This is a genomic window from Nocardia vinacea (genome assembly GCF_035920345.1).
GTDB lineage: Bacteria > Actinomycetota > Actinomycetes > Mycobacteriales > Mycobacteriaceae > Nocardia > Nocardia vinacea_A.
In genome coordinates, this window is record NZ_CP109149.1 from 6,844,397 (window position 1) to 6,856,865 (window position 12,469).

Sequence of the window (12,469 nt, forward strand, 5' to 3'; positions counted from 1 at the left end):
AAACCCTCTCATCAGGTGGTGCACCCCTATGGGGCAATCACAGCAAGTTTCGCGGTGAGGTCGGCTCCGATCTTTCCGATCCGCGGCTCGTCAACGATCTGGAGGTGGTCACCCGGGATATGTATAACCTCGAGGTTCGGAATGTATTCATCCCAACCACCATTGGGTCGACGATCCGCGTACCGCGGCTCCAGCTCGATCATGCCGTCGTGGTAGCGATCCGCGAGATAGAGCACCACATCGCCGTCGTAATGGCTCGGCGTGGTCTTGGCCAGGTGGCGTCCCTCGAGCCACGAGGTGCGCTGATGCTCGAGCACACCGCCGGGAATCTTGGTGCCGCTGATCTTGATCAGATCCGACACCATCTTGAACTGCTCCTCGTCGGAGGCCGCGGCGAGCTCTTCCAACTGCTCCTGCGGGAGTTCACCTTCCACGCCGTAGGTCTTCTTGGCGAAGGCCTGATAGCGCTGGATCCGACGGACCCGCTCCTCCGGGCTGTTGTCCTCGCCCTCGGTCGGGATGGCCAGGTCGATCAGACCGACGATGCGCACATCGGCCCCCTCGGCGCGCAGCAGCTGGGCGACCTGCAGCGCGAACACCGCGCCGAGCGACCAGCCGTACAGCACGTACGGACCGTTGCCTTGGATCTTGCGGAGTTCGGGCAGGTACTGGCGCGCCCGCTCGACGATATCGCCCTCGACGCGCTCGAAACCGTACATCGGGGTATCGGCCGGAAGCCGCTTCAGCAGCGGTTCGTAGACCAGTGTGTTGCCGCCCGATGGATGGAATACGAAGACCGGCACCGCATTCGAGCCGTCGGCGCGCGCCCGCAACGGGCGCACGAACCCATCCACATCGGCACCGCTGTTCTGCAGTTCGCGCACGATATCGGCGAGCTGCTCGATGGTCTCGCAGTCGAGCACATCATCGACGGTGACCTCGGCCTTGACCCGCTCGGTCAGTCGGGTCGCCAACTTCTCGGCGACCTCTTCTTCGAGGATCGGCAGGGTATTGAAGATGCCACCGGCCGACTTACCGGTGACGATCGCCCAGGTCGCGAAGGTCAACCGCTCGGCGGCGTCGCGCGGCGGCACGTCGTCCTCATCGGCACCGGCGGGCTGCCCACCGAAGATCGCAGCGGCAGCCACACCCTCGGCCCCGCCCACCGCGGTGGTGTCCTCGGTATCCAGAGCGCGTTCGATCACAGCTTCGTCGGCCTCGGCAGCAGCAGCCTGCGCGGGAGTGGCCGGGGCAGGCGCGGCGGTACCAGCGGCAGCACCGGTGATACCGGCGGCCGCCTCCGCCTCGACAACGATCTTCTCGGCCTCCGACTCCACCGAGGTGTTCTCGGCATCCAGCGAAACCCCTTCACCGGCAGCGGCATTCGCCACCACGGCCGCCGGATCCTCGCCCGCCGCAACCGCAGCGCGCGCCGCAGCGATGAATCCGCCGTCGACCGCGATCTCCTCACCGGCCGCCTGCTTATCGGCGATCGCCTGCACCTCGTCGCGATGCTCTATCGCGTAGTGCAGCACCTTGCCGACCTCGTTCAGGTTGGCATCGCGCACGGCCTGGATCTGCAGCTGCGGAATATCGAATTCGTATTCGACCCGGTTCTTGATGCGCATGGCCATCAGCGAGTCGAGGCCGAGCTCCATCAGCGGGATCTCCATCGGCAGATCCTCGACCGCGTAACCCATCGACTCGGCGACGATCAGCGCCAGCCGCTCCTCCAGGGTCTGGGTGCCCGCCGGATCCCAACGATCACCGAAGGTTTCGACGATCTCGAGATCGGCGTCCCCGGTGGTCGCGACCTCGGTTGCCGGAACCGCAGTGGCGACAACGGGTTCGGGCAGCGGCGCCCCCGAGGCGACGACCGCCTCGAACAGCAGCTGGAAACTCGCACCCGCGCGCGCATGCACCTGCACCGACGCACCACCCAGGTGCGGGATCAACGTGGTGGTCAACGTTCCGGTGGTCGGCAGCACCGCGTGCGGAACCGACGCACCCAACGACACCTTGCTGAGCACCTGTGCCGCAGCGGTTTTCACCAGCACCGCGAGATCGGTGACGGCCGAGGCCTGCACCTCCCACCCGTGCCGACCGTCCGGCAGCGCGACATGCGCACCGGGCACCCGGGCATTGCCGCTGCCACCGACCATCTTGGCCTTCGGCCAGTACTGCTTGCGCAGGAATGCGGTGCGCGGAATATCGGCGTAGTCGCCCGCGGGCAGCAGCGACGGCAGATCGACGCGATGCCCGTGTACGTAAAGCTGGGCCAGCGCCGAGATTACGCCCGCCGACTCGTCTTCCTTGCGCTTGAGCGTCGGGATGAGCTGCGCATCGTGCACACCCGCCGCGAAGGTCGTGCCGAGAACCTGCATCAGCGCAACGGAATTCGGCGCCAATTCCAGGAAGGTGGTGTGGCCGGTGTCCACCGCGAGCTTCACCGCATTGGTGAAATACACCGAGTGGCGCATGTTCTTGACCCAGTAGGCCTCGTCGTGCACCGGATCGCTGCCGGGCCGATAGAACTCTTCCTTGTTGACGGTCGAGTACAGGCCCGCCGTCAACTTGGTCGGCTCGATACCGGCCAGTTCCGCCGCCAACTCGCCGAGCAGCGGATCCATCTGCGAGGTGTGCCCGGCGCCGCGGGTCGCCAGCACACGAGCGAATTTGCCCGCCTCCTCGACCTTGGCCACGATCGCCGCGACCTGATCCTGCGGGCCACCGATCACGGTATTCGTCGGCGCCGCGTACACCGCGCACTCGACATCCGGATAGTCGACCAGCATCGCCTCGACATCGGCGGCACTCAGCTCGACCAGCGCCATATTGCGCACATCGTCATCACTGATCATCGCCTCGCCCTCGCCCATCAGGCGTGAACGGGCGCAGATCACGCGCACCGCATCCTCGAGCACGAGACCACCGGAGATATAGGCCCCGGCCACCTCCCCCATCGAATGACCGACCACCGCATCGGGTTGCGCGCCGTGCGCGCGCAGCAGTGCGGCCAGACCGATCTGAATGGTGAAGATGCCGACCTGCGAGGTGCCGACGTTGTAATCCTGGGCGTCGTCCAGAATCATCTCGCGCACCGAATACCCGGCCTCGTCCTGCACGAGCTCGTCGACCTCGTCGACGGCCTTGCGGAAGATCGAATTCTCCAGGTAGAGCTGCTTACCCATCTTGCGGTGCTGCGCGCCGAATCCGGACAGCACCCAGACCGGGCCCTGCGCGACGGGCGCGTCTGCGGTGAACACACCGGCCCCGGGTTTCCCCGCGGCGATCGCACGCAGACCGGCAACGGCCTCTTCATGGGTCTTGGCGATGACCACGCCACGCGAACGCCAATGGCTACGCTTGGCCAGCGAGCGCGCCACATCCTCGAGGGGAGTGTGGCGGCCGTCCTCCGTCTCCAGCCAGTCGGCCAGCTCCGCGGCAGCGCGGCGGCGACGCGAAGGCAGATAGGCCGATACCGCAAGAATCACCGGCAGCGGTTCGGCCCGCTCGGTCGACGCCCATTCCGCAACGGCCGCTACGTCTCCCGCGACCTGATCGGCATTTTCCGCGACTATTTCGTCGGCCTCCGCTACCACATCTGTGGTCTCGTAGTCCGTGTCGACCATTTGGTTCCGGTCTGCCGCCTGGTCGGCCTCGGCGATGAGATCCGTAGTCTCGTGATCCGAGCCGACCGTTTCGTTCTGGTCAGCCGCAGCCGAATTCGGCTTGTATTCCTGGATGACAACGTGGGCGTTGGTACCACCGAAACCGAAGCCGGAAACACCGATAGTCGCGGTGCCGCTGTAGCGCGGGAATTCCGTCGCCTCGTCGACGACCTTCAGGTGAGCCTGCTCGAACGGAATATACGGGTTCGGCCCGGCATAGTTGACGTTCGGCGGCAGTACGTTGTTCTGCAGCGCCATGACCACCTTGGCCAGGCTGGCAGCGCCCGCACCGGACTCCAGGTGCCCGAAGTTCGTCTTCGCCGAGCCGAGCAGCGCGGGCTTATCGTCGTCGCGACCGCGACCGACCACCCGGCCGAGCGCATCGGCCTCGATCGGGTCGCCGAGCAGCGTGCCGGTGCCGTGCGCCTCGATGTAGTCGACCGTGGATGGCGCAATGCCCGCGTCACGGTAGGCACGGCGCAGAACATCGGCCTGGGCATCCGGGTTCGGCGCCACGATGCCGTTGGACCGGCCATCGGAATTGACAGCCGAGCCCTTGATCACCCCAAGAATGCGATCACCATCACGTTCGGCATCGGCCAGCCGCTTGAGCACCACCAGACCGGCGCCTTCGGACCGGACCATGCCGTCGGCATCGGAGGAGAACGCCTTGATGCGGCCGTTCTTGGCGACCGCGCCGATCGAGTCGAAGCCGAGGGTGATCGCGGGCGCGAGCAACATGTTCACGCCGCCGGCCAGTGCCAGGTCGGCATCACCGTCGCGCAGTGCGCGCACCGCTTGGTGCACCGCGACCAGGGTGGACGAGCAGGCAGTATCGACAGCGACAGAGGGGCCGCGGAAGTCGTAGAAGTAGGAAATCCGGTTGGCGATGATGCCGGAGGATCCACCGGTCAGCGCGTACGCATCAGCCGATGCGGGTGCACTCGGATCGGACTGGCCCAATCCGAGTGCGGACACCAGGTTGAAGTCGTTGGTAGAGGTGCCGACGAAAACGCCGACCGACTCGCCCTTGAGCTCGCTTGCGGGAATCCTGGCGTGCTCCAATGCTTCCCAGGCCAGCTCCATCATCAGGCGCTGCTGCGGATCGACCCGTTCGACCTCGATCGGAGACATAGCGAAGAACTCCGCATCGAAGCCCTTGACCACGTCCTGGTCGAGGTAGCCGCCCAGGGTGTTGCCCTCGGCGACCTTCGCGGCTACCGCCGGGTCCTCGGTGAACTCCTCCCAACGCCCCTCGGGACGCTCCCGGATCGCATCACCGCGGTTGATCAAGAATTCCCAGGTCGACTCGGGGGTATCGCCCGCGCCCGGCAGCCGGGTGGACAGGCCGACGATCGCGATATCGTGCGCCTCGCCCGGCTGATAGCCAGCGGTGTAGAACGAGTCGTCAGCGGATTCCAGCGGCAACTCCGGCTCACCGTTGACGACGACCTCGGCCAGCGACGCGATGGTCGGATGCTGATAGACGATCGTCGCCGTCAGCACCACACCGGTCAGCTCTTCGATATCACCGCCGAGTGCGATGGCATCGCGTGAGGCCAGCCCGAACTCCTCCATCGGCCGGTCCACCGTGATCTGCTCGATCGATTGACCGGTCGCGTCGGCGACCCAGCGTCGCAGCCACTCCCGCAGCTCCGCGACGGATATATCGGTCCGCGCGGCGGATTGCGAAACGTCCCCGGCGCCATTGGGATCGATCGCGTCCGCATCGGCGAGCACGATCTCGGTCGTCTGGTCGGGCGTGCCCTCGTTGTCAGCCATCAGTTCCTCAAGCTACCTGTCTGCGTACCGGGCGGGTCGACGCCTGCCGTGGGAAGCCACGCCAAGCGTCGATATTCGGGGCCGATCCTTTCGAGCGACCTGCAAAGCAATCGCTACGGCCCTTTCGAGCAACCTGCAAGCAATCGCTACGGCTACCACCCTCGGGCAATTACTCTTCCGGTGCATCGGGGAAGGCCTGCTGGGTGTAACCACCCCGCAGCGTTCCCTCCAGATAAGCAGTCTTGCAGGCGCGTCGAGCGATCTTGCCGCTGGAGGTCCGTGGAATCGAACCCGCGGGAACCAAGAGCACGTCGCGCACGGTCACACCGTGACGCTGGGATACCGCCGCGCGGACCGCGTCGGCGATGGGCAGCGGGTCGGCTTTACCTGCACCGGGTCCGCGCTCGCCCACGATGACGAGCTGCTCGGAGGCATCGTCGGCATCGAAGCTCAGGCCGGAATGGCTGCCCTGTTCGAACACCTCGGCGGGTAGCTGGTTCGCGGGTACCGAGAACGCGGCGACGAAACCGGGCCGCAGCGCCTTCGAGGCCTCCTGCGCGGAGAACTCGAGGTCCTGCGGGTAGTGGTTGCGGCCGTCGACGATCACGAGGTCCTTCACCCGACCCGTGATGTACAGCTCGCCCTCGAAGTACACGCCGTAGTCGCCGGTGCGCATCCAGTTGGCGTCGGCCGCGGTGCCCTCGGTGTGGCTGCCCTCGGTGAGACGATGGGCGACCTTGTTGTGGAAGGTCGCTGCGGTCTCGTCCGGACGACCCCAGTAGCCGATGCCCATATTGTTGCCGTGCAGCCAGATCTCACCGACCTGACCGTCGGCCATCTCGTGCCCGCCGCCGTCGGAATCGACGGTCTCCGGATCGACGATGGCGGCCCACTGCGACAGCGCGACATAACCGCAGGAGACCTGCGCGATGGCGTTCTCGGTGCCCTGCTCGACCTTGACCATGCGACCGGCGTTGAGCTCGTGGCGGTCGACGTAGACGACCTTGGCCTCGTCCTCGGCCTTGGTCGCGGAGACGAACAGCGTCGCCTCGGCCATGCCGTAGCAGGGCTTGATCGCGGTCTTGGGCAGGCCGTACGGGGCGAACGCGTCGTTGAACTTCTTCATCGACGAGGTGGTCACCGGCTCACTGCCGTTGATCAGGCCGATGACATTCGACAGGTCCAGCGATTCGCCGTTCTTCGGCAGACCACGCGCGGCGGCGTGCTCGAAGGCGAAGTTCGGTGCGGCGGCGAAGGTTCCGGCGCCGTCGTTGTGGGCGGCCAGTTCCTTGATCCAGCGGTACGGGCGGCGCACGAACGCGCTCGGCGACATGATGGTGATGTACTTGCCGCCGACCGCGGGCAGGATCACCGTCAGCAGGCCCATATCGTGGAACAGCGGCAGCCAGGTGACACCGCGCGAGTTCCAATCCAGGTTGATCGCGTCGACCATCTGCAGCAGATTGGTGCCGACCGCCCGGTGGGTGATCTCGACACCGGCCGGGACGCGCGTGGAGCCCGAGGTGTACTGCAGGTAGGCGATGTCATCGACGGCGACATCGGGACGCACCCAGCTCTCGCCGACGGCGTCCGGGATCGCGTCGACCGCGATGATGCGCGGACGCTGGGCGGCGGGCAGCGAGCGGAAGAACTGGCGCACACCGGCCGCGGAGGAGCTCGCGGTCAGAATGGCCGAGGGTTCGCAGTCGCCGAGCACCGCGTGCAGGCGGTCGGTGTGGCCCGGCTCGTCCGGGTCGAACAGCGGCACCGAGATGGTGCCCGCGTAGATCGCGGCGAAGAAGGAGATCACGTAATCCAGGCCCTGCGGGGCGAGGATCGCGACCCGGTCACCCGGGTTGGTCACCTGTTGCAGTCGAGCGGCCACCGCGCGCAGCCGAATACCGAACTCACGCCACGTCAGCTCCTGCGCCTCACCGTCACGCTCGCGCGAATAATCGATGTAGCGGTACGCGAGGGTGTTCGCGTCGTTGCGGGTGTGCTTCTCGACGTGGTCCACCAGGGTGTGATCATCGGGAATACGAATGTTCCCGGTCTCATCCAGGTAATCGTCGAAAGTCTCTTCCATTCCTTCATCTCCTCCGAGGCACACGCAGCAAGACGGCGACAACGCCGCTGTTACCTGTGAGGCCCCGACTCGCTATCGCCCGCGGGTGCTCTACATGCAAGAGCCAGCCTGCAGATTTTATTGCGGTCTGCGCGGTAGACCGCTATCGGCTAGATGTTCTCAAACCAGAGTCATGTTACAGAGAAGACCGGGTCACTCCCCCCGCAGCAGCGGAATAATCGGTGCGAACGCGTCCATCTGGGTTGGGAACACACCAACATAGGACATCGATGTGAGTTGCCGCACCTGACGGATCTGTTCGGCGATCTCCTCGAATGTGCCGATCGCCACATACGGCGAGGCGAGGATTTCCTCGACCGACAGTTTTACGTCGACCTCGAGGTCCGGGTGCAGTCCGCGCTCGATCGCGGACAGCGCCATCTCGGCGGTCTTCTCCCGGTCGTCGGTGATGACGATCGCGGTAATGGCCCAGTTCAGCTCGATATCGGCGAAACGCTCACCCGCGGCTTCCTTGATCAGGTGCACCTTCTCGATGGTCTTCTCCAAGGTGATGCCGGACAGCAGGCCCTTACCGTTCTTGGTGGTGACCGGAACAACCGAAACGATGTCGGCGTGCTTGGCGGCCAGGCGCAGCATTTTCGGACCGCCACCGCCGGTGCAGATCGGCGGGCGCGGACCCTGCCGCGGCCGTGGCGTGCCCTTGATGCCGTTCACCTGGTAGTACTTGCCCTCGAAGGTGCATTCCTGGCCACGCAGCAGCACATCGAGGATGGTCAGGGTCTCGTCCAGCTTCGCCAGGCGCACGCCCGGCGATTCGTACGGCAGACCCGCGGCGACGAATTCGTCCTGCTTCCAGCCCGCGCCGATGCCGACCTCGAGGCGGCCCTTGGACAGCACGTCGATGGTGGCGAGGTCCTTGGCCAGCACCACCGGATGCCGGAAACCGTTGGCCAGCACCGAGGTTCCCAGCCGGATCCGCTCGGTGGCCTGGGTCAGTGCGCCGAGCGCGGCGACCGGGCCGATCTGGTCACCCAGGTGGTCCGGCACGACGAAGGTGTCGAAGCCGTACTCCTCGGCCGTCTGCGCGGTCTGGATGAACTTCCTGGCCCCGCCCTCTTGCTTATTTCCCTCGCCCGCGGCCGCGAAGCGGAAGGGCCGCAGCGGAGTACCCAGCGCGGTCAACTCAGCATCCGCGTCACGGCTCGCCGTGGTGGCCGGTGCGGCTTCTGTCATGAACTCATGCTCCTGGCTGTAAGGAAATGTGGGCGCGACGCCGGGCCGCATCGTGCCCACGCTTCTGGGGGCTCGAGGGCCGGCGTCGCGATCATCAGGCGCACTTTACAGCGTGCGACGCAACTCCAGTACGGTTGTCGCGGTCCGCCCGCTCGAACACAGGTTGTGACCGTGTTCGCTGTGCGATCTCACGAATGCGCCGGATGTGGCGCTCCTTCGATCAAACCGTTGGCCCAGTTCACCGTCCACTGTGTCGCGGTGGTGCCATCGCCGTCCACCACGTAGCCGTTGTAGAGGCTGTGCACCGGGTTACCGACCGCGCGGACCAGGGTCAGCACGCTGCCGACCATGTTCAGGGGACTCAACGCATCGCGCGGCGAATCGCAGATCATGTCGCCGGGCGCGCAGATGGTGTAGGTGCGATCGGCAAGCGAGCCGAACCCACCCGAACGCGCACCGGTCATCGTGATCCCGGGCACCTTCAACCCGTTGAGCGAGACCTCGGCGCCGACTCCGGTGGGCGCGGTGCCGATCTGGATGGCCTGGCCCGGTCCGTTGTCACCGGTGCGGCGGCCGTCGGCGATCAGCGTGACGCCGAGCACCTTGTCCGCGGGTACCGGTCCCTTGCCCGCGCCGATCTGGTTGGCGATATCGCCCGCGATCACCGCGCCCTGAGAGAACCCGGCGACCACATAGGTGGTCAGCGGACAGTCGCGATACCGATTCGCCATCGCGTCCTGCGCGCGCTGCCAGCCCTCGGAACGGCTGTTGTTGTACGACTGCTGGCCGTCCGGCGGAATCGCGATCGGATTGGAGAACTGCGCGATGTACGGAACGGTGTAGACATCGAGCCGTCCCTCCGGGAACTGCTGCGATACCGGCCCGGAGACGTTGAGCATCAACGAAATCGGATTGGCCGTCGGATTGTGCGGATCGTCGTTGCTGTTCGATTCCCAGGTACCGGGTATCGAAATCATCTGCACATCGGGACACCAGGCAGGCTGGGAGGTCGGCGGTGTCGGCGGCGGCTTCGGACCGGGCTTCGGCTTGCGCAGCGGTCCGGCGAGCACGAACCACAGCAGCAGCGCGATGACGACGACGAGCACTACCAGACCGATGAAGAGCAAGCACCCCGCCGGTTTTCGGGACCGGCGGGACGCCGAACTGCGCACACTCACTGGCAGTACGTCGCCTTAGCCGTATCGATGTAGATCTTGCCGGCCTGCTCCACCGGCATCTTCGCCGGATCGAAGGACGGATCCGATCCGGCCATCGCGGTAGCGAAGGTCATCAGATCCTGATCGGAGGCATTCGCCGCGACGCCCTGGCAGACGTAGGTTCCGATGCTCAGCGCGATATCCGGGCTGGACGGGGTAATACCCGCGGCCTTGAGTGCGTCGAGGAACTTCTTGTCCTTATCGGTGAGCTTCGACGTGTCACCAGGTGCGGCATTGGTCGGGACGGGCTGCGGGCGCTCCGGCGTCGCCGTATCGGCAGGCGTCTCGGGTGCCTCCGTCGGCTGACCGGTTGCACCGGCGCTGGTCGAGGCGGAGGTCGTTGCCGCCGCCGTCGTGGTGTGGGACAGCGTCGGCGTGCTCGACACAGTCGAATCGTTATTGCCACAGGCGGCGAGCAAGCCGGTAGCGGCGATCCCCACGACTACGCCGATAACCTTTCCGCGGGTCCGATGCATGAATTCGTGTCCTCGATCTGTTCGCTAAGGGGACGGGTCGCCACCCAGGCTAGAGGAAAGCCGAGCATAGGTGCAGGCGGTCGGTAAACAGACCGGTTGGAATTAAATGCCGTGGACTTCGGGTTTGCCATCGCGCACCGTAATGAATCCGGTCTGGAAATTCTGCTGGATGCCCCCGGGAACGGCGAACTCGTCACTCGTCGGATACCCGAGCCTGCCGTTCTCGTAGCCGACCACCGACCACATATCCATGATCGGACCCGAACGCACCGGCCACGCACCCGACAGCGGGCTCCAGTAGATATTTCCGCCCTCGAACTTCCCGTAGCGGCCGAAATCCTTACTCAGGGCCTCGTCGGCGATGGGGAAGCCGAGTTGGCTGTTCTCATAACCCAATTCGGCGTACTTGCCCAGGATCATTCCCTGCACATGATGCACACCGGTCTTCGCGCTGTAGTAGAACGGACCGTTTTCGAAGGACTGGACCGTACCGTCCCTATTGGGGGCCTTGGTCTCCGGCCCGGTGGGATATCCGGCCGGGCCGCGCTCGAAGCCCTGCCTACCCCATTCGTCGAGAATCGCGCCGCGCACCACCTGGGCGCCGGTCCGCGGGGTCCAGTAGAGCAGGCCGTTCTGGAAGGCCTGCATGCGTCCACGGCCGTCCGGCAGCCCGCGTTCGTCATCGGTGGGCAGGCCGAGCGCACCGCCCGGGCCGAGCGCGGCCTGGTAGCCACCGCCGATCATGCCCCCGACCGCGTGCGCGCCGTCGGCCTGCGAATAGAAGACCCGGCCGCCCTTGAAGTCCTGCGCGGTACCGCCCGCCACCTGGTACTCACCGGTGAGGCATTCGCCGAGCCAGCCGTTGCCGCTCGCCAAGGCGGCGATCGCGCCCCCGGTCTGGCAGGCCGGTTTGTTCGGATCGACCCCGAGCGCGGCGGCGGCCTGCGGCCAGGACTGGCGCATTTCGAAATCCCAGTACGGCCACGAATGTGTGCCGGAGGGACGGTAATTCACCTGGGCGGGGATGGATAGCTTGCCGAGTTTGGTCACGAAGTTCTGCGAGGTCAGCCGGGATAGGATTTCCAACCCCATGCCCGCGTAATTGGTGCTGACCCCGGGAATGCCGCTGGCCTGGTCGAACGGTCCGATCGAGCCGTTACCACTGGAGATATACAGGCTGACGCCCTTGAGCTTGTCCGCCAACGCATATGGGTCGTGGCCCTCCCACTCCGGACCGCCCGGCGGACCCCACATGGCGGACGAATCGAATCCGCCCGCATCGTGCATGGCGTACTGGATCGCCTGCGGCATGCCGAGGGTGGTCGTGGTCAGCACACCGGAGTACGACGCGGCGTATTTCGCGAAATTCGGATTGCGCCCGGCCAGGAACATCGCGGCCGTACCGCCCATCGAAATGCCTTCCATGCCACGCACATCCGTGGTCCGCCACTGACTCTCCAGCAGCAGCGGAAGTTCCTTGGTCAGGAAGGTTTCCCATTTGTAGTTGCGGCCGTTGTCCGGCTGCAGCCAGTCGGAGTAGAAGCTGGACTGGCCGCCGACCGGCAGCACCACCGTGACGTTCTTATCGGCGTAGAAATCCACCGCACCGGCGTCGTGGGTCCAGCCGCTCTCCTCATCGGTGGCGCGCAGACCGTCGAGCATGAACAGGGCCGGGAACCTGGCCTCCGGGTGCGTGTTCCAATCCCGGGCCAGCAGCAGCTGCACCTGGATGGGTGTGGCCATCGATGGCGAATTGATCCACAGCGCCACCCGCCGATCGGTGAGCCACACCACCCGCTGCACCGTCGCGCCGACAGCCGGTGTGGCGGCGGGTTGGGCGTTTGCGGGTGCGGTGCTCGGGGAAAGCCCTGAGGCGAGTGGGATCGCGATGGCGGTGGCGAGCATCGCGACCCGGCTACGGGTCACACGTCCGCTACGCCGCCCGCGCTGGCCCCATCTGCCGAATGCATGTCCTGCCACAAGTGTTTCCTACCCCGGTTGCGG

At 65.8% G+C, this 12,469-nt stretch carries 6 protein-coding genes; all 6 read right to left on the reverse strand.

What is annotated here, in order from left to right; all coding sequences use genetic code 11:
• Positions 1–26: 26 nt before the first annotated feature.
• Positions 27–5,453 carry a polyketide synthase Pks13 gene (gene pks13 / locus OIE68_RS31250; RefSeq protein WP_327094577.1) on the reverse strand — a complete coding sequence of 1,809 codons (5,427 nt, stop codon included), beginning with the start codon at positions 5,451–5,453 and terminating at the stop codon, positions 27–29.
• 169 nt (positions 5,454–5,622) lie between these two features.
• On the reverse strand, positions 5,623–7,539 hold the full coding sequence (fadD32, locus tag OIE68_RS31255; RefSeq protein ID WP_327094578.1) for a long-chain-fatty-acid--AMP ligase FadD32: 1,917 nt from the start codon (positions 7,537–7,539) through the stop codon (positions 5,623–5,625).
• A 192-nt stretch (positions 7,540–7,731) separates the two neighbouring features.
• Complete coding sequence (locus OIE68_RS31260) at positions 7,732–8,772, reverse strand: LLM class F420-dependent oxidoreductase (protein ID WP_327094579.1); 1,041 nt, start codon at positions 8,770–8,772, stop codon at positions 7,732–7,734.
• Positions 8,773–8,960: 188 nt separating this feature from the next.
• Positions 8,961–9,950 (reverse strand): cutinase family protein, encoded by a 990-nt coding sequence (locus tag OIE68_RS31265; protein WP_419150589.1) that lies wholly within the window; start codon positions 9,948–9,950, stop codon positions 8,961–8,963.
• Entirely contained in the window at positions 9,947–10,465 is a 519-nt protein-coding gene (locus tag OIE68_RS31270; RefSeq protein ID WP_327094581.1) for a DUF732 domain-containing protein, read from the reverse strand. The genes OIE68_RS31265 and OIE68_RS31270 overlap by 4 nt, the downstream gene beginning before the upstream one ends.
• Positions 10,466–10,567: 102 nt before the next feature.
• Entirely contained in the window at positions 10,568–12,370 is a 1,803-nt protein-coding gene (locus OIE68_RS31275; RefSeq protein WP_327101885.1) for an alpha/beta hydrolase-fold protein, read from the reverse strand.
• Positions 12,371–12,469 lie beyond the last annotated feature (99 nt).